The organism is Vibrio splendidus 12E03, from assembly GCF_000272105.2.
GTDB classification, from domain to species: domain Bacteria; phylum Pseudomonadota; class Gammaproteobacteria; order Enterobacterales; family Vibrionaceae; genus Vibrio; species Vibrio splendidus_I.
In genome coordinates this window covers 1-20,815 of the sequence record NZ_AJZD02000081.1, presented here as the reverse complement: position 1 = coordinate 20,815, position 20,815 = coordinate 1, and the positions used below count along the sequence as shown (strand labels likewise).

The window sequence follows — 20,815 nt, the reverse complement described above, 5'->3', positions numbered from 1 at the left end:
AGGGGCGGTAGAGAGTATTTCACCGACCACCAGTCAAAGCGAGCGTGGCGAAATCTATTATGAAGTCGTAGTGTCGGTTGATACGCCATACTTCCGCGATAACCCAGAGAGCTTTTCTATTTTGCCAGGTATGACGGGTGAGGTAGACATCACAACCGGTGAAAAATCTGTGTTCCAGTATTTATGGAAACCGATCTACACCAATGTCAGTGTCGCATTTGGTGAAAGGTAATCGTTATAAAGAGTCGCTGAGAGTAAACGAATAACCACAGCAAATAATAAAAAGGGAGCACATTATGTGCTCCCTTCTGTTTGGTCTCGTTATCGGTTAACTATTAGGATCAATGTCCGGTAGCCCGTCTACGTCGTTGTGATGATGGTGCTCATCATCTTGGTTATGGTTGATGTTTGCATCATGGTGTTCCTGCGCGTCTGACATATCCAAGTGCGCTTGGTCATGTGTTACTGCATCTGGTTGGTCGACTTGTGCAAGTACGATATCTATATCCGCAGGTTGATCATGAACCGTTGTCGATGTCGCATCGGGTTTAATGCCCAATGCATCCAGATAAGCCGCAGCACCATGGTGATCAGTTTTCTGATCGGGTTCTTGATGGGTCTGCTGGGTTAAATCCAGATTACTATCATCGCTTAGAGTGACGGTAAAGTCGGCTTGTGAAGCCATGTCTGGCTCGTCATGTTGAACAGGAGGCGGTGGTGGGGGAGCAGGGTGTGATGTATGGACCAAAGGTGTGATTGTCATATCAACCACTTCAGTTCCAACTGTCAGCTTTCCACTATGTCCAGGCCCATGACTGAGTATCTGGATATTCACATGGGCGACAACTTCATCTTGATTTGTCCCTTGCAATGCCACTTCAAATTTATCTTCATGTTGACCTATACCAGAAGCGCTGCCATGAGGGCCCGTGTGAACTTGGGCTTGCTCTTGATAATGTAAATGACCAGTCTGAGGGTCAATAGTTAATGTCCCGTATTGGCCATGATGACTAGTGACGTACTGTCCGTTAGGTAAATGGATTCGCCAACCGCTTTGTGCTGTTGGTACCGGAGTTAACGATGGTAATAGTGGTGGAACCCCAAGCGTGCCAGATACTTGGTGGCTTCCCGATGGTGGTCTGACAATGATAGGTTCAGGAATAGCGCTTGCAGCGAAACCTTGGCTACCTGCGGTATTGCCGTGTTCGTCAGTCATTGTTGCTTGTACATTAGAACCGGGATGAACTTCAATTTGTATTCCATGCTGAAGAGTGTGAGCATCTAATACATGATCCTGACCGTTAACGACAAGATGCTCACCGATTTTGGCATCACTAGGAGGCGTAACGGTTGCTGTGATCGTGTTTGCCTGTCCTCGGGCGATTTCAGCTTTACTGTATAAGTTGTCTGCCCCTGCGTTTTCAAAAGTAATCGTAGGAACGCTAACCTGTGTATCGACTTGGTAAGTAACATCTGCAGTGGCATGAGCGCTATTACCTGCGGTATCTGTTACCGCTACTGATGCCTCTATTTTTTGGTCAGCATCGGCGATGAGTTCACTGCCAGGTACGGCAATTGAATAGTGTCCTTTTGCATCGACCACGCCAGTATGCTGTGTCCCATTTACATCTAAAGTCACAATGTCGCCTGTATTAAAATCGCCAGAAACGGAACCGGTGATGTCAATGGATCTGTTGGATTCTTGAGCATTAATCACATTGTCGGCGGTAATCGGGTCTGTTTGAATACCGACGTGTACTTGCGTATCTATATGGACAGACAGAGGCGAAGAAGTTGCAGACATCACTGACGAAGGAGCGACTGCTTTAGCGGATAGATTATGATCGCCATTCGATAAGCTGCTTACCGCCACACTATACTGCCCCGAGCCATCAGAGACCGCATGCCCAATAGGTTTGGAGCCATCATAGATGGTGACTTGTGAGTAAGGAATGTCCGTGTGTCCGGTGATTGTCGGCGTACTGTCTTTAGTGAGGTTATCGGTATCAGAGGTGCCAGTATCACTCGATGCCGCTAAATCGACAGTGACTGCATTGTTTGGTGGAGTGTTTGTCCCAATCGGCAAACTTGGTTGTGTGGTCGTGACCAGTGGATTAGAAGGCACAGAGGTTGAAATCGTCGGTGATTGCCCTGGCACAACTGAAACATGACCGTTGGGATCAAAAGTGATGAACTTCGACGACTCCCCACCGTGATTGTCAGCTACTTTTACTTCAAACACATCGGTACCGTGGTATGTGTGCGTCGCCGCGTTATAACTCATTCCAGCAACCGAACCATTGGCTGTATATATATACGCGCCCGAATCTGGATCGACCGATAGTGTACCGAATTGACCGGTTGAATTGACGACAGAGAAGGTATGAGTGTCGTTCACGTCAACATCAGTTTCGGTCAGTGTTCCTGTTGTTGGAGTTGTTTGGGTTACCGATAAAACGGGGTCATCGTTTGTACCATGAATGGTTATTTGAATCACTTTCGAGGTACCATCAATAGTATTCACCGTCACCGTCTCTTGAATTGTGTCATGCTCTCCTAGAGAATTTACGGCCGGATTTGTAGAATCAAGATGAAACGTCCAGTAGCCATTTTGATCAATTGAGAGATCGCCCCAATTATGCGTACTCGCGATATGACTCTGTGCCCAAAACCCACTCTGTCCATAGTCTTTATCATCAGCATTTAGTGTTCCAGAGACAGAGGTTTGAGAGTCTTCGTAAACAGCCCCTGTACTTTGCCCCGTGATTATTGGGGCATCCTGGGTTCCAGTAATGGTCACTTTTATCACATGCGCTGTACCGTCAGCACTATGCACAGTAAATACATCGGGTGTTGTTTCTCCCTGATGCAAAGATTGAACACGAGGATCAAGTGAATACGTCCAATGACCAGATGCATCTATGGTATAGGTACCAAGTTGGGTTGAACCTGATGTCGCAGTAAAATGACCCTCTCCACTATCCGGATCAGTAACGGTGAGGTTTCCCGATGTTTGTAAATGCTTGTCTTCAGTTACCTGTCCCGAGTCTTGGCCTGAAATGATCGCCCCATCATCATTTCCTTGTACCAACACTTCAATATGTTTGGTTGCGGTTGAGCCGTCAGTAGATATCGCTGTGATATCAAAGCCTTCTGCCTTGGTCTCACCTTGTTGTAGCGCATTGGCCTTGAAGTGGTCTAGGTCATAATGCCATTGCCCATTGCTATCCACATGAAGGGTACCGTAAGTTCCAACAGAGTTACCTGCATTAAAGGTGACGGAATCTTTACTATCGGAATCGTGCGCAAGTAGGGTGCCTGAAATAGAGGTAACCTTGTCCTCAATAGCCGTTCCCAGTGCAGCCGTTAATGCGTCAGGCGTATCAATAATCACATGATCATCTGTGCCTAAGATTTTGGCTGTCAGCGGGATTCGTGTTCCATCTGCGGTGATCAAAGTGATCGTATCAGTCAGAGAATCGCCATGGCTCAGTGATTGAACTTCAGCGTGACTATTATCTGCACTGTAGCTCCACTTGTCGTGGCCATCGGTTGAATGAGTGAAGTTGAAGGTACCGTGTGCGCCTGCGAGGTTCATCGCGAAGTTTGCTGGTACCGTATGCTTAACGCCGTTGACCTCTATTTGAGTAACTTTTGCTTCTGATGGCGAGTCAATATCCTGAATATCGAGGTTTTTCCAACCTGACCATAACTCGTTGGTGCTTGTTCCCGATTTGAGATGATCTTCAGTTACAAAGTTGGAGGCGAGTGTCGGTTGCAGGGTGGCAGCATCATTGCTCGATAATAGCGTGGTAGACGCGCCAGTATGAGTAACACCACCATGAGCATCGGTTACGTCATAGCTAAAATGAACGTGTCCGTTATAGTCTTTGGTTGGAGTAAAGGTGTAGGTGCCATCTTTGTTGTCAACAACAGAACCATGATCAACTAACAGATTTGTTATGGAAAGTTTACCTACGTCATTTGCATCTACGTCGATAGTATTGACAAGAAGCTCTTGAACCGTCAGCGTTACTTGTGTGTCTTCTTTACCACTATTAAGTTGTACTTCACTACTGCAATAAGGCCTATCGTTGTCACCATGTATCGTGATAACAATATCATGTGTAGTACCGTCTTTACTTTGTATCGTTATCGTATCAGTGAGAGTCTCATTTGCACCAAGTTGATCAATCGTCGATCCTACTTTTGTTGTCAATCCACCATTTACATCAGCAGTGCCAGTTGCAACACCATAAAACCATTTTCCATCAGTATTAAGAATCAAATGGCCATATTTTCCATGATAGGTATAACCAATACCTTTAGAATCAAAACTATTCTCACCGGTATCTGGATCGATGATTGTTAGTTGTCCCTCAACATGAATCATACTATTAGTTAAATGCGCTATGCCTGGCTGGGCAAAGTCTGGCGACATATCAGGGTTTTTGTTTTCATAGACATCGCCAGTATCGACACCTGATATAACGGCTTTATCTCCAACTGCATCAATATGAAGTATATTGGTAGCCTCTAACGAATCTTCATGTCCATCATTTACAGTAAATTTGAATTGAACATCACCGTTAAAATTTGGAGTGGGGATGAACTGAAGCTTAGCGATATCGGAGGCTGCAATGCTCTGACCAGCAGTGATGTCGTGTCCATCGAGTACAAACTTACCTTGAGTCGCTGGTGGCAGGTCAGTGATCGCGATTGAGTTCAGCGTATCGCCTGTATCGATGTCGGTGAATCCGAACTGACTCGACTGCATTTGATAGTGTGTATCTTCAGTGCCATGTGCAAGTGTTGTCGCAGTGATGGTCGGTCGATCATTGGTGCCTGTAACCGTTATTGTTATATCGTGGGCAGTATGGTCTGCAGAATAAACACGATATACAACCTTTTCTACTTCACCTTCAGCTAATGATTGCAAGCGACTGTTGGCTACTTCGTACCCCCAAGCACCATTTGGTGTTATGCGCAAAAATCCACCAAAGGGGTCGTGTATCGCCTGTTCTCCTAACAATCGGTTTACCTGAAAATGGTCTTGCCCTGCATCAGGATCAGTTACCCTCAACAAACCCGATGCAGCGACAGGATGTAATGAACTGTGACCAACATTATGATCTTCAATAATCGTTCCGGTATTATCGCCAGAAATTACAGCAGAATCACGGGTAGGAGCGAGAGTTATTGAGGCTGATGTAGAGACACTTCCACCATGTGCATCCTGCACATCATAGGTAAAAGAGACTTTCCCATTGTAATCTTGGCTCGGGTGAAAGGTGAAGGTTCCGTCGTGATTATCGGTGATATTGCCATGATCAGCGATAAGATTTGCTACAGAGAGCTTCCCTACATCATTGTGGTCGATGTCTGTAGCGTTGGCGAGTAAATCAGAAGCGTGTAGAACGACATCTGTATCTTCAGTTCCTGCAGGAAGAGTTGTTACCGCAGAAACCTTAGGGTCATCATTTGTACCGTGGATTGTGATCTGAATTTCATGACTTGTTCCATCGACACTGTGGATCGTCACCTTATCGACAAGAGTCTCTGTTGACCCAAGATTTTGAATTTCTGGTTTACGATTATCAATTGTATAAGTATAAGCACCATCTTGTTGTAAAAGTACCCACCCACCCATTTTTGTATCATAGCCAATTCCGTGATAGGTGTGCCCTCTTTGAATATCAAATTGAGCTTCACCTTGGTCGGGGTCTACAATATCTAATTTGCCATCAAAATGAAGATTATATTGTGTATCGATATAACCACGATCTTCTGTCACATTTCCGTGATCAACTCCAGTAATAGTCGCAGCATCACCAGTTGCTTGTAAATGTAAATTCGCGCCTGTTGCAGTAACGCCACCATGCGCGTCTTTCACATCGTAGGTGAAGTGGACGCTGCCGTTGTAATTGTGGCTTGGAGTGAAGGTGAAGGTTCCATCGTGATTGTCTTGAATCGAGCCATGGTCAGCATGCAAATTAGCGATAGTGAGCTTACCTGCATCGTTGGCGTCTACGTCAACAGTATTCGCGATTAGCTCGGTTGCTGTGATGGTTTGAGCTAGGTCTTCCTTGCCTGAATTGAGCTGTACTTCAGATGCGCAGTAAGGTTGGTCGTTGCTACCGTGAATCGTAATGACAATATCGTGCGATGTACCATCTTTAGAATATACGGTAATCGTGTCAGTCAGAGTTTGATTTTCACCAAGCTGGTCGATGGCTGTTCCTCGGGTGCTTGTTAGACCACCAGTGCTACGAATCTGCCCCGTATCAGCGTGATAAAACCAAGTTCCATCTTTGCGAAGAAGTAGGTCTCCATATTGACCTGAGTAATTAAAGCCAAGTCCGTGTGTATCAAACTCCGCCTCTCCTGTATCTGTGTCTGAAATAGAAAGCTTGCCACTGGTTCTAATGGTACTTCGTACTAAGTGAGCCATACCCGGTTGAGCATAATCTGGGGACATGTCTTGTCCAGCATTACCTTCGGTTACATCACCCGTGTCGACACCGCCGATAACGGAAGAATTATTAACCCCTGTAATCGTAATTGAGATGTTTTGAGTGCTGCTCGCATTATGTTCGTCTGTGACTGTTACTGGAACAGTCAATGTCTTCGTGACACCTGATGCTAACGATTGATAGCTAGAGTGAGCAGGGTTGAAGCTATAACTGCCATCCGGATTAACCACCAAGCCATCAATCTGCGGTGCGCTGTAAGTCAAGGCCGCACCGGTATCAATATCTTGGCCAACCATTTGTCCATTTAGAACGCTTCCACCTTCAGTCACTGAGTGGGACTGTGCATTGATGGTTGGGGCATCGTTGGTACCATGAACCGTTAGTTCTATCGTGTGTGTTGTACCATCTGCTGAGCGTATAACGGCTGAATCGTGTTTAACTTCCCCTTGCGCTAAGTTCTGTATATTGCGGTTGTCGAGCGTATAGGTGTAATGACCATCGCGCATGAGCAGTATGTGCCCACCGAGCTTGGTGTCGTAGCCAATACCTTGATAGGTTTGCGGACCAATATTTGGATCAAATTGAGCTTCTCCCGCATCAGGGTCTTGGATGTTTAATCTGCCGTCGTAATGCAGTTGGTAGTGGGTATCTATATAGCCACGATCTTCAGTCACTCCCCGTAAGCCTGCATTGGTTTGTGCGTCGGTAATAATCGCGTTATCTGGAGTTGCGGTAAGATCAAACTTAGCTTGGGTGCTGACGCTACCACCATGGCCGTCAACCACATCATAGGTGAGTCGAATCTCACCATTGAAATCTTTATCTGGCGTGAAGGTATAAGTGCCATCTTTATTATCAGTCAGGCTACCGTGTGTCGCTTGCAGATTTGTCACGTGCAATACATCGCTACTATCCACATCGCTTGCATGTGTTAGCAAGTCAGAAGCCTTGATGGTTACGGGTTGATCCTCTTTACCCGCAGGAAGCTGAGTCCACGCACTGACAATTGGTTTGTCGTTGCTGCCTTGCACATCGATAACGATTTTATGAGGGACTGTTGCTCCAGCTGAATCGGTAGCGGTGATCCAGAATGATTCAGATTGATGTTCACCAGCCGCTAGTTTATCTGCCGCGCCGCCGGTTGAATTGTCTAGCTGATAGTGCCAATGACCATGCTGATCAATCGACAGCCTTCCCCATTGACCTTGGGGTTGATTGATTGCCCACGTAACGTTGTCGGACTTATCTATATCAGTCGCGATTAAGCTCCCTGTCGCATCGGGGTTTCCTGTCGTACTCAAGCCCTGTTCGATCACTGCGCCACTTGAGGTACCTGAGATAGTAGGGCGGTCATTGGTGCCATTAATAGTAATAGTGACTTGATGTGCAGTTCCGTCAGCGGAATGAACCGTGATAATGTCTGTTGCAGTAGCGCCTTTGCCCAAGACTTGCACGGTAGGATTGGTGTTATCGAGGTCGTAAGTCCACGCACCATCTTTGTCGATGGTTAATGTCCCCAAATGACCATTAATTTGAGACGCTTGAAAATGGTCTTCTCCAAGATCTGGATCTGTTACTGAAAGCTGGCCCTGTACTTGTGTTGTTAGATCTTCTATAACCGAGCCTGCGTCCATACCGGTGATAACCGCATTGTCATCGTTACCACCAATGGTCATATCAATGGTTTGTGGCATACCATCTTTAGTGTGGATTGTGAAGTTTTCATGCAGTGATGTCGCCCCAGTTAACGCTTGAACGTTAGAAAGCGAGTTGTTTACCTGATATTGCCAGTGTCCATTCGCGTCTATGGTTAATGAGCCATATTTACCTGAGATAACTTCTGGTGTTACTGAACTTTCATTTTGGTCAGGGTCAACGACGTCAATTTTACCATTCGCATGGAGTAAACCTTGTGAATCGATATTGTGATCTTCGGTAACGACCCCAGTTAAATCACCAGAAATACTTGGCAAATCCTGTTTACCCGTTACCGGTATCTGAACAACGATGCTCGCACCATTAGATAGGTGTAACGCAAAGTGATCAGTACCTTGTTGGTGTTGATTCAGCAAGATGTATTGAGGTGAGTTGGGGTTTAGAACGAACGTGTATTGGCCGTTTACATCGACATGAAGCTCTCCGTATGTCCCCTTGATCACTTCTGGAGTAAAAGTGACGGGTGTAGTTGGTGTAGGAGGCGTGTTTGAATGAGTTGGCTGACCGTTACCTCCTGCTGAAATGGTTGGCATGGAGACTGAAGGTATGTAATGAACTTGCGGGTGTGAAAGCGTTGATAGGTGGTGAGAAGGAACTAAATGCGTGTTTGCCCCGTGAGGGATCTGACTTTCATTGGTATTAGGGCTTTCTTGGTTCTCATTTGTTTGAGTGTTTGGATGAGCAGCTTCTAAGGGAGTTGCACCTACGTGTTTATCGACGATGGTTTCATCTGCAACACTATTTGTCGTTGTTAAATCGTTGTCATGGGCAGTATGACCTGACTCCTCGGTAGCTTCAGCATGCTTTGCCAATGATGGTAAGATCATCATGAGAGATTGGAAGAGTGGGATGTTAACCCTCAGGTGTGAATGCAGTCTGAGCTTTTTCTTTTTTGTTGTTTCTTTTGGCTTTAGCTCGCTGCTTTTTTCATTCTCTATTTTTGTATTTTTCTTATGTGTTTCGACGTTGTTGTTTTTAGCCATTTTCTCATCCGTGAATCTTGGTTGCATTCTCTTAAGTAAAATACACATATAGAGGTTTCGCGAGGTAATCAGATAATTTTTAAAGAAAATTTCCTTAAATAAAACGACTCTCTCACTTTAGTGTAAGGCGTGTTGAATAATCCTTGGTCAATTAGTTAAAAATTTCGTCGATTAGTTAAAGATAATGCTCAACTAGCTTGACCTTACCCTAAGGGGAACGTTTATAGTTGCGTTGTAAATTCAAAGGTAAGCTATGACAAACACATTCCGAAAAACTTGGATTATTGTTTTCAGCATCATTGCGATGTTGATGTCTAGCTATGCCTCAAGCTCTTCAGCCATGATGACTGAAGTAATGATGATGGAAATGGGGTCGAGCAAGTCGGCTTGTTACCACAGCGATACTTCGGTTAATGATTCAATGGCAGGGTGTCATGTGATGAGTGAAGAAGTACACGCTGAAGACTCTAACATGAGTGCCCATGCTTTGATGGCTCAATTCGATATGTCTTCAATGAGCGAAGACGGCAGTCCGATGATGGGTAACCATTGTTCGAGTTCCGATTGCTGTGCCTCAATGTGTTCTGCAAGTCCCTATCCAATTCAGGCTGTTCAAGCCGTTGATCAACTTTCCTTTTCATTAGCTCGTTTTCAATCGGTCACGATTGGCCAGAAAGTCGCACGCGCTCAATCTTTGCTACGCCCACCTTCCGCATAAATCTATATCTAAAAATACAGCTATATCAGTTAGATAAATCTGATAAGCCATTCTTTTTTATGCGCTAATTAGCGCTAGATATGGACATTCATTGTGAATATAAAACCAACAAAGTCCGTGTTTGAAATAAACGCGAGTGTCGTGGTTGCTGCTGCCTTTATTTCAAGCTCTGCTTTTATTTCAGGTAGTGTTTTAGCTGCGGCTCCTGTTTCTACACAAGTTGATAAACAAAGCTCGTCTCAGCAACTCAATACATTGATTGAAATAGCATTGAGCCAAGACAGTAATCGCAAGCAGTACTTTGCTCAGTCGCAAGCGATGAGGGAAATTGGTATTGCGAGCGCCACGCTGATGGATCCGAAACTCAAAGTCGGATTCGGTGGCCTGCCAGTCGATAGCTTTCAATTCGACGAAGACCCGATGACCAATATATCGGTAGGGTTGATGCAGCAGTTTGAGCGTGGCGATACGCTTAACCTCCAACAGAAAAAGGCAGGCCAACAGGCAGATGCGTTAGCTTTGCAGGTGCAAGCAAGAGAATTGACGGTTGCGAATAGCATGACGCAGCTTTGGCTTGAGTTAGGTTATCAGCAAAAGGCTGAGTTGGTGCTTCGTCAAAATCGTCGTTTGTTGGTTGAGCTTGAAAACTATGTACAAACCAATTACTCGATTGGTAAAAGTGAAGCGCAAGATCTGCTTAATGCTCAGCTTCAAGTGAGCAAGCTTGATGAGAAACTTCAGGCAAACCAGCAAGTTCGGCGCCGCTTAATCTCCCAGCTTTCTGAATGGTTGGGATCTGATTGGTTAGGCTCTCAGGTTCTTGACTCTCAGGGCACACTGAATGCAACTAACCAAATCGATTGGTCGTTGTTGGAAAGCAAATTAGCGACCAATATCGACTCAACTAAGCACTACCAGCTACTGATTGACCATCCTTTGGTTAAGATCTCCGATGTCAGTATTTCCTCTAATCAAACTCAGGTTGAGTTAGCTGAGCAAGCTTATACCCCGCAGTTTGGGGTGGAAGTGATGTATGCACACCGTCAAGCCAATAACATGGCGGGTGAACCAGCTTCTGATCTGGTGAGTGCTTATCTGACAGTCGACATCCCGCTGTTTACGGGGAATCGACAAGATAAAAACTTATCGGCTGCTCAGTATCAAGTTGGTGCGGCCAAGTCTCAAAAAGACACCTTACTTTCTCAAATGAACGCGCAAGTGAACGCATTGCTGGTGGACAGATCAAATCTGATCCAGCGATTAGATCGCTATCAAACGTCCTTGCTTCCTCAGACCGCAGCACGAATCAGCGCGGTTGAGAGGGGCTATCAAAACAATACCGCCCAGTTTAACGATGTCATTTTAGCAACGACCGATGAGCTGGCGCTTAAGTTAGAGCAACAACGTTTGATCACCGATCTCAACATCGTTAACAGCAAACTGGCGGCGTTAGTCAGTGGCTTTGAATACCAAGTAAACCAACCACAACTCAATTCAAGCGCAACTAAACACACAACCAATCAATAAGGGAATAGACAATGAGTTCAGTAAAAGTAGCAACAATCGCTTTATTGGTCGGTGGTGCATTGGGTTTTGGTGTGAACCATTTTCTAATTAATCCAGCACACGACATGTCAGCAATGGCAACGAGTACAGGCGCAGATGTCAGTAAACAGGCCAAGGATGAACCTCTGTATTGGGTGGCGCCAATGGACCCAAATTATCAGCGTGATAAGCCAGGCCAGTCGCCAATGGGGATGGATTTAATCCCTGTTTATGCTGATGATTCAAGTGCGGGAGAAGACAAGGCAGGAACCGTATTTATCGACCCATCGGTAGAAAATAACCTTGGCGTGAAAACCGCACAAGTAACAAGAGAAGCGCTATCACCGCGCATTGAAACTGTTGGCTACGTGGCATTCGATGAAAGTGCACTATGGCAAACCAACGTGCGTGTTTCTGGATGGGTGGAAAAACTCTACATCAACGCGGTGGGCGAAAAGGTAAATAAAGGCGACGTACTCTTCACACTCTATTCTCCAGAGCTTGTTAAAGCACAAGAAGAGTTGATCAGTGCTTATAAGACGGGTCGTAAAGGTTTGATCAAGGGCTCGACTGAACGCTTAATTACCTTGGGTGTTGATAAGACGCAAATCCGCGCTATTACGCGCCAAGGTAAAGCCTCGCAAACCATTGAAATCAAAGCGCCGGCCGATGGTGTTATCGCGAGTTTGAACATCCGAGAAGGTGGTTACCTTTCACCTGCACAAGCGGTAATCAGTGCGGGCCCATTAGGCGAAGTATGGGTTGATGCTGAGGTGTTTGAGCGTCAAGCGCACTGGATCTCATCAGGCAGCAATGCGGTGATGACGCTAGATGCAATTCCTGGCAAAGAATGGTTGGGTAATGTCGATTACGTTTACCCAATCCTCGACCCAAAAACTCGAACCTTGCGCGTTCGTTTGAAGTTCTCCAACCCAAATGGCGAGCTTAAGCCAAATATGTTCGCCAATATTGCGCTGAAGCCCATCAGTGATGAAGCCGTTCTTACTATCCCAAGATCTTCAGTGATTCACTCCGGTGGTATGACTCGAGTGGTGATGTCAGAGGGTTCTGGTAAGTATCGTTCTGCTCGTATTGAGGTTGGCCGTGAAGCTGGCGAAAAAATAGAGGTGCTTCAAGGGCTAGAGCAAGGTGAGAACATTGTCACTTCCGCACACTTTATGTTGGACTCTGAATCGAGCCAATCAGCGGATCTGTCACGCATCAATGGTGTTGAGGAACAAGCTGAAACCGTGTGGGCAAACGGTGAAATTTCCGATGTTATGCAAGGCAGTCGTATGGTGACAATTAACCATCAGCCTGTTCCAGAGTGGGATTGGCCGGGCATGGTGATGAACTTCACCTTTGCGGAAGGTTTAGACATGAGTGACGTGCAACGTGGTAAGGCAATTGATTTTGAGATGAGAAAGTCAGAGTCAGGGCAGTACGAGGTTGTTGATTACAAGGTCAGCGAACATCAAATGGCGGGCGAAGTGTGGGTGAAGGGAGACATCACCATGCTGATGGCAGATTTTGGCATGATCACCGTAAGTCATAAACCAGTGCCTGAGTGGGATTGGAAAGCGGGCGAGATGAACTTCCAAGTCAGTGATGAGCTCGATTTATCCGAGTTTGCCGAGGGTCAAAGCATTCGGTTTCTAGTGGCGAAGCAAGGTTCGGATTATGTGCTCAAGTCTCTCGAATCGACGAATAGCACGGGTGAGGGCGAACTATGATCAATGCAATTATTCGCTGGTCTATTAGCAACCGCTTCTTAGTGCTGGTTGCCACTGTAGCCATCGTATTTGGCGGCTTATACAGCGTTAAAAATACACCGGTCGATGCCATTCCTGATTTGTCAGACGTTCAGGTGATCATCAAAACCAGTTATCCGGGGCAAGCGCCACAAGTGGTCGAGGATCAGGTGACTTACCCATTGACCACCGCCATGTTAGCTGTGCCAGGAGCTGAAACGGTTCGTGGCTACTCGTTCTTTGGTGATTCCTATGTATATATCATCTTCAATGACGATACCGATATGTATTGGGCGCGTTCACGAGTGTTGGAGTACTTAAGCCAAGTTGCACCTAACTTGCCATCGAGTGCTAAGCCAACACTAGGGCCAGACGCAACCGGTGTGGGCTGGGTTTACAGCTACGTGTTGCAAGACAAAACTGGTCAGCACGACTTGGCCGAACTTCGTAGCCTGCAAGACTGGTTCTTGAAGTATGAATTGCAAACCGTAGAAGGCGTGTCTGAAGTGGCGACCGTTGGCGGCATGGTGAAGCAGTACCAAGTACAGATTGATCCTGCCAAGTTACGTGCTTACGACCTAACGCTTCAACAAGTCAACAAGGCAATCCAAGATGGTAATCAAGAAACCGGTGCGTCTGTGGTCGAAATTGCCGAAGCCGAACATATGGTTCGTACGACCGGCTACCTCACAAGCATAGAAGATATCCAATCTCTGCCATTAAAAGTAACTGACAAAGGCACGCCGCTGCTACTGGGCGACATTGCTGACATTAATCTTGGCCCGCAAATGCGACGTGGTATCTCTGAACTTAATGGTGAGGGCGAAGCGGTTGGCGGCGTTATCGTGATGCGCTTTGGTGAAAATGCCAGTGAAGTGATCGACTCGGTGAAATCCAAACTCGCTGAGCTGCAAGCTGGCTTACCTGATGGTGTCGAGATTGTCGCGACTTATGACCGCTCTACTTTGATTGATTCTGCGGTTGAAAACCTTTGGAAGAAGCTAGCTGAAGAGTTCATCGTGGTCGCCGTGGTGTGTGCGCTGTTCTTGTTCCATATCCGCTCGTCGTTGGTTATCGCACTAAGTTTACCTGTCGGAATCTTGGGTGCATTCATCGTCATGCATTGGCAAGGCATCAACGCCAACATCATGTCTCTTGGCGGAATAGCGATTGCGATTGGCGCCATGGTGGATGGTGCCATCGTGATGATCGAGAACGTTCATAAACACATTGAACGGACTCCGCTCACTGACAAAAACCGTTGGCAAGTGATTGGTAAGGCAGCAGAAGAAGTTGGTGCACCGCTGTTCTTCTCTCTGATCATCATTACCTTGAGCTTTGTGCCTGTGTTCGCGTTAGAAGGCCAAGAGGGCAAGATGTTCTCGCCACTTGCGTTCACCAAGACGTATGCGATGGCGGCAGCGGCGGGTTTGGCTATCACGCTTGTGCCTGTGCTAATGGGGTACTTCATTCGCGGCAACGTGCTACCTGAGCACAAAAACCCAGTAAACCGTAGCCTAGTGGCTATGTACAAACCGCTTCTGAACCTCAGCCTAAAATATCCCAAGGTGATGATTGTTATCGCACTTGGCTTAATGGCGTCTGCTTATTACCCAACCAGTAAGCTTGGTAGCGAGTTCATTCCTCCTTTGGACGAAGGGGATTTGATGTACATGCCAACTACGTATCCGGGCATCTCAATAGGTAAGGCTCGTGAGTTGTTGCAACAAACCAACAAGCTCATCAAAACCATCCCAGAAGTCGAAACCACGTGGGGCAAAATTGGTCGAGCAGAGACTGCAACCGATCCTGCACCGTTAACCATGATTGAAACCGTAATTCAGCTTAAACCACGAGACGAGTGGCGTGACGGCGTCACTACAGAGTCTCTGCGTAAAGAGTTCGATGATCTGATTCAGTTCCCTGGTTTGACCAATGCGTGGGTTATGCCAATCAAAACCCGTATTGATATGTTAGCGACTGGTATCAAAACCCCAATTGGGATCAAAATCGCTGGCCCGGAGCTTAGCGTTATTGAAGATATTGGTTCGCAACTTGAACCCATCCTCAACAAGGTTAGTGGCACTGCTTCGGTATATGCCGAACGTGTTGCGGGTGGTCGTTATGTGACGATAGACATTAAACGACGCTCTGCTGCGCGATATGGCTTGAGCATTAAAGAAGTGCAACAGGTTATCTCGACTGCGATCGGAGGAATGAACGTGGGTGAAACCGTAGAAGGGCTAGAACGTTACCCAATCAACGTTCGTTACCCACAAAGCTATCGTGATTCTGTCGTTAAGTTGCAGAACCTGCCGTTAGTGACCCCAAACGGTGCGCGTATCGCTCTCTCGGATGTCGCGGATATTCGTTACGAAGACGGGCCTCCAATGATTAAGACGGAGAACGCTCGTCCTAATGGCTGGGTGTTTGTTGATATCGAAGGGCGTGATCTTGGTTCTTACGTGGCAGAGGCGCAAAAGATAGTCACCGATCAAATCGTCTTGCCTGCTGGCTATTCACTGGCATGGTCTGGTCAATATGAATACATGGAGCGTGCGAAGGAGCGTTTGAGTGTCGTTGTGCCAATCACCATCGCCATCATTATGTTGTTGCTCTACCTAAGCTTCCGCCGTGTCGGTGAGGTGATGATGATCATGCTGACATTGCCACTCGCTATGGTTGGTGGCCTATGGCTGATGCATCTCCTCAATTACAACTTCTCCATTGCGGTAGGTGTGGGCTTTATCGCGCTTGCCGGGGTAGCTGTCGAGATAGGTGTGATCATGTTGGTCTACCTAAACCAAGCATGGCACTACAAAAAGTTCGATGCAGAGCAGAAACAACAAACACTTCAACAAGCTGATCTCACAGATGCTATTCGTGAAGGGGCAGGGCTGCGTGTACGCCCTGTGATGATGACGGTTCTCACTGTGATCATTGGTCTCATTCCAATTATGTATGGCGAGGGAACGGGGTCTGAAGTGATGCAGCGAATTGCCGCGCCGATGATAGGCGGAATGGCATCTGCATTGTTGCTTACTCTACTGGTGTTGCCTGCAATCTTTAAGCTCTGGAAACAGCGTGAGATTACCCACAGCCAAAACGAGACAAACAAATAACGTACTGATTATTAGCCCTTACTTAACAAAACAGAGTGAGTAAGGGCGTACCACATGAACATGTGAAACTAACAAATAAATAACTGAATTAATCTAAGGAACGATCATGAAAAAGACACTTATTGCGATTGCACTGACGCTAACTACTGCAACGGCTTTTGCTGAAATGGACCATTCAAATATGGACCACTCAAATATGGATCACTCGATGATGAAGAGTGGAGAGATGGATCATTCCCAAATGGACCACAGCATGATGGAGGATGGAAAGATGGACCATTCAATGATGAATATGGAAGGCATGTCTGAAGTCGGTATGCCTGCGACAGGCGCAAAGCCGGATAAGGTGGTTCATGTTCTACTAAGTGACGATATGAAAATCACATTTAAGAACAAGGTTGAAATTGAGCCGAACGACGTGGTGCAGTTCGTTGTGATGAACACAGGCAAGATTGATCATGAATTCTCGATTGGTTCTGCATCAGAGCAATTAGAGCACCGTGAAATGATGAAAAACATGGGTAATCACGCTCATGACTCAGGCAGTACAGTGACGGTAAAGCCCGGTAAAGCGAAGCAATTGCTATGGCATTTTCATGGCGACAACAACGTAGAGTTTGCGTGCAATATCCCAGGTCATGCTGAAGCGGGTATGCTGAAAAAAATTGAGTTGTAGTATCGATTAATAAAGCGCACCAGACTTATATTGATTAGTTTGGTGCGTTTTCTTGTTTTTCTCGTATTAGACGATTAAGTTTAATAGGTAAATAAAAAAAATTTTTAGTTAGAACAAGTAAGTAGGAGTTTAAGGATGAACAAAACAGTACTCGTCGTTGCCGTATCAAGTGCTTTACTATCATGGTCTAATTACAGCATTGCTGCTAAACCTGAGTGGGCTGGTAAAGGTAAGCCCAATTTAGAAGAAGTCAAAACGTTCGCTGAGGCAAAAAAAGTTGAAGGCGAAATTAACGATCGTGAGAAGCAGCTTGATTCAATGATCGAAGAGAAAAAGAAGAAAGCCAAAAAAAGTAAGAATAAAAAAGATAAGCAGAAGCTAGATAAAGAGCTCGACGATTTGGAAGACGAGAAAGAAGCCCTCGAAGAGAGTAAAGAGAAGCTCAAGGATAAGAAAGAAAAGCTTAAAGATGATATGGATAATGACGAAGAAAAGTCGGGATTAGAAAAGCAGAAAGAAAAGAAAGCGGAACAAGAGCGTAAAGAAGAAGGAAAAGGGTCAGAAAAAGGCCAACAGCAGCGTGAAGAAAACAGCAAAAAGTGGTGGAACTTTTGGGAGTAATGCGAGGGCCTTACATCACCTATTCATTTCAACCAATCAGAACAGCTTTGTGTGACCGCTAAGTCATTGATTAAATGCTGTGACCAGTTAAAGATAAGTCTCAACCTGTCCAGGAATACATGAACTAACTTGTATTGGCTGAGGCTTATCTGTAGCTAGAATCACTGTAGCAAGATAGAAGTTTCAAGCAGATGATGAGCTTCGCCACTGAGGTGTGGTAGCTCTGACATGATCTTCTTAAGCTTGTCGTCGATCGATTCCACTTCATTCAAAGAACGAAACGCAAGCACGGCCTGTTCTGGTTCGCGGCTCACATAACCTTTCAACGTATTAAGCTGAATTTTGTTCGCATTTTCGACTTTTGACAGTGCGATATTGATTGCTTCTATGTTTATTGTTAACTCATTGCTTTTAAACATTTTTAATTATTTTTGGTTGTTGCTAATGCGCGCACATTAACACAACTGCTTTTTTGGATATTGACCAAGATTATTAAACCCGCACTTTTATGAAATCTGAGTTTAATTGAGAAGCACTAGCACAATATTGTTTTGGCTATCCATGCAATTGATTCATGAGCTTGTTCCTTAGTGTTAAACATCACAAGAAATCATAATATTTATTTTTACGAGTCCATTTTTTGCGAATGTTAACGCTCTATTATTGAATCTATTTCGCTAGTTTTCTTGGAGATATGAAACATCTTTAAGGAATAATGATGCAAAAAGGAACGTTATCTCTCGCGGTTGTCATGATTTTATCTTCTGGAGCAACTTATGCAGAAGAGCAGATTAGGAATAGTCACTTTAAAGGCAATATGGATGGTTGGTGGAATGCTGGCGCCAACATAGCAACAGAAAGTAATGAAGCGTGTATTGATATAAAAAACCCAGGAAAGAATTCTTGGGATGTCATTTTAGGCCACAGTGGTATTGGTTTAGAGCAAGGTCAAAAATATCAGGTATCGTTCGATGCATATGCGAATATTGATACTGAGATGAAAGCCTTGATCCAACATGAAGGGCCTCCCTATACGCACTATTTTCTAACCGAAGTAGGAGTGTCCGAAGACAAGCAAAACTATACGTTTGATTTTTTACAAGAGCTTGATAGTGATGCCGATACAGAGTTCCAGTTTCAGCTAGGCGCTCAGAAGGAAGGTATCATCTGTGTAGACAATGTTTCTGTCGTAGGCAAACCATTTGTAAAAGTGGCGACTAAGATGCCTATTCGAGCCAATCAAGTTGGCTTCTTACCGAAATCCGATAAATATATCTTTGTTGAAAACACCTCGACAACACCTTTGAAATGGACATTGGTCTCTCAATCAGGGATCAGCCTTGATCTCGGCAAAACAGAAGTATTCGGCTTGAATAAAGCGTCGGGTGAGCACATTCACCGAGTAAACCTTTCAAAATATACAGACACGATGAAAGGTTTAACGGTCAAGGTCGACGACGATGTCAGCTATCCATTCGATATTCGAAATGATGTTTTTAGTAAGTTGAAGCTCGATGCGTTGTCTTACTTCTATCAAAATCGCAGCGGCATTGAAATAAAGCCAGAGTTCGTTCAACGTGAGGATCTTGCGAGGCCCGGTGGCCACATGTCCGATACGGCAACATGTTTTGATAAAGTCGATAGTTGGGGAAATAAATGGCCTGGCTGCGACCTGACTATTGATGCGACCGGTGGTTGGTACGATGCAGGCGATCATGGTAAATACACGGTGAACAGTGGCATCTCAACATGGACACTTCTGAACTTATACGAGCGAAGCCAGTTCCTAGAAAACAAATCACTTCCATTTTCAGAGAGTAAAGTAAAGATCCCTGAAGCAACCAATGGCGTTAACCCCCTGTTGTCTGAAGCTCGCTGGAACATAGAGTTCATGTTAGCGATGCAAGTTGATTCTGACACGCCTATCGCCGTTCCTGTTGGTAATCAGTCTGCGAGCAAACAGCTAAAACTTACCGAGATTAACGCGAGAGGGTTGGCATTCCACAAGATCGCAGATGAGTCTTGGACTGGTATGCCATTACCGCCACACAAAGATACTCAGAAACGTTATGTTGGTTATCCTACTACTGCGGCTTCATTGAATCTGGCGGCAATCGGTGCTCAGTGCGCGCGTATTTGGAAAGATATCGACAGTGATTTCTCGCAGTTATGTTTGGATTCAGCGACCAAAGCGTGGAACGCAGCAAATCAACATCAAGATATCTATGCTTACGACAACTTCACCGGTTCTGGGCCGTATGATGATATCGAATTGAGTGATGAACGATACTGGGCTGCGGCCGAGCTCTTTATCACAACCAATCATGAGGTTTACAAAAAAGTATTGATTGATTCTCCACACTATCTTGAAGTGCCGAAGGGGAACATCAATGCGGATGGTGACATGTATTGGCAGTATATAGCGCCTGCGGGCACCGTGAGTTTAGCCGTGGTACCTAACTCATTGGACAGCCAAGTTATTGAACAAGCACGTAAGAACATCATTAAAACGGCAGAATCTTATACCAAGCAAGTTACCAATGAAGTTTATAACATTCCTTATACCGTCGAAGAGTACTCGTGGGGTTCAAACTCCAACCTTGTAAACCGAAGTATCTTTTTGATTTACGCTCACGATTTTTCCAATGATGTTCGATACATCAAAGCGGCCGCAAGTGCGATGGATTATATCCTCGGAGGTAACCCGATGAATATCTCTTATGTTACTGGTTATGGAACGAAACCTGCTGAGAATCCTCATCATCGATTCTGGGCTTACGCTGCTGATGAAAGTTCACCAAAACCAGCGCCGGGTGCGTTAATTGGAGGCCCAAATTCGGTAAGTTTTAGTGATCCTATTGCCGCTGTGATGAAAGGCAAGTGTGTTGGACAAACGTGTTACAGCGATAATATTGGCGCTTGGACGTTAAACGAGATAACCATCAACTGGAATGCGCCGCTAGTATGGGTTACTTCTGCTTTAGATGAAGGGCAGCTTGATTGAGGTAATCAATTAAATTAAGAATATTCAAAGAGTAATATCATTTGGTATTGCTCTTTTTTTAATACAAAAAATCACACAATGAAGTGCGCAGTTCTAATTGTTTTAGGTTTTGAAGCTAAGAGGAGATGGTGAATCTAAAGGGATATTGTAACTAAAGAGATTTGAAACTAAACAGAAGTTGGAGCGTGCAGCGGGAATCGAACCCG

General features: G+C 45.3%; 9 protein-coding genes and 1 pseudogene. 8 read left to right on the top strand and 2 right to left on the bottom strand.

Features of this window, described 5'->3' with window-relative positions:
- Window positions 1-232: pseudogene (locus A142_RS07440) on the top strand (HlyD family type I secretion periplasmic adaptor subunit); the annotation flags it as partial.
- 96 nt (window positions 233-328) lie between these two features.
- On the opposite strand, the gene A142_RS07435 reads toward A142_RS07440, so the two are convergent.
- Window positions 329-9,172, bottom strand: coding sequence for a VCBS domain-containing protein (locus A142_RS07435; RefSeq protein ID WP_019825879.1), 8,844 nt, complete (start codon window positions 9,170-9,172; stop codon window positions 329-331).
- Between the two features lie 253 nt (window positions 9,173-9,425).
- Between A142_RS07435 and A142_RS07430 the strand changes: the two genes are divergently transcribed.
- The 6 genes from A142_RS07430 (at window position 9,426) to A142_RS07405 (ending at window position 17,605) form a co-directional block, all read left to right on the top strand.
- Window positions 9,426-9,890 carry a hypothetical protein gene (locus tag A142_RS07430; protein ID WP_019825877.1) on the top strand — a complete coding sequence of 155 codons (465 nt, stop codon included), beginning with the start codon at window positions 9,426-9,428 and terminating at the stop codon, window positions 9,888-9,890.
- 99 nt (window positions 9,891-9,989) lie between these two features.
- Entirely contained in the window at window positions 9,990-11,417 is a 1,428-nt protein-coding gene (locus A142_RS07425) for a TolC family protein (protein WP_029405686.1), read from the top strand.
- Between the two features lie 11 nt (window positions 11,418-11,428).
- A complete protein-coding gene (locus A142_RS07420) occupies window positions 11,429-13,168 on the top strand; it encodes an efflux RND transporter periplasmic adaptor subunit (protein WP_019825872.1) in 1,740 nt (579 codons plus the stop codon).
- The gene (locus A142_RS07415) at window positions 13,165-16,308 is read left to right on the top strand and encodes an efflux RND transporter permease subunit (RefSeq protein WP_019825870.1); all 3,144 of its coding nucleotides are present in this window, start codon (window positions 13,165-13,167) and stop codon (window positions 16,306-16,308) included. Before A142_RS07420 ends, A142_RS07415 begins: the two co-directional genes overlap by 4 nt.
- A 106-nt stretch (window positions 16,309-16,414) precedes the next feature.
- Window positions 16,415-16,984: a copper-resistant cuproprotein CopI gene (gene copI / locus A142_RS07410; RefSeq protein WP_019825869.1), complete on the top strand. Its 570-nt coding sequence runs from the start codon at window positions 16,415-16,417 to the stop codon at window positions 16,982-16,984.
- Between the two features lie 135 nt (window positions 16,985-17,119).
- On the top strand, window positions 17,120-17,605 hold the full coding sequence (locus A142_RS07405; RefSeq protein ID WP_019825867.1) for a hypothetical protein: 486 nt from the start codon (window positions 17,120-17,122) through the stop codon (window positions 17,603-17,605).
- A gap of 161 nt (window positions 17,606-17,766) precedes the next feature.
- Here the strand turns inward: A142_RS07405 and A142_RS07400 are convergent, their stop codons facing one another.
- Window positions 17,767-18,024, bottom strand: coding sequence for a hypothetical protein (locus tag A142_RS07400; RefSeq protein WP_019825866.1), 258 nt, complete (start codon window positions 18,022-18,024; stop codon window positions 17,767-17,769).
- A gap of 299 nt (window positions 18,025-18,323) precedes the next feature.
- On the opposite strand from A142_RS07400, the gene A142_RS07395 reads away from it, so the two are divergent.
- The gene (locus tag A142_RS07395) at window positions 18,324-20,609 is read left to right on the top strand and encodes a glycoside hydrolase family 9 protein (RefSeq protein WP_019825864.1); all 2,286 of its coding nucleotides are present in this window, start codon (window positions 18,324-18,326) and stop codon (window positions 20,607-20,609) included.
- Window positions 20,610-20,815 lie beyond the last annotated feature (206 nt).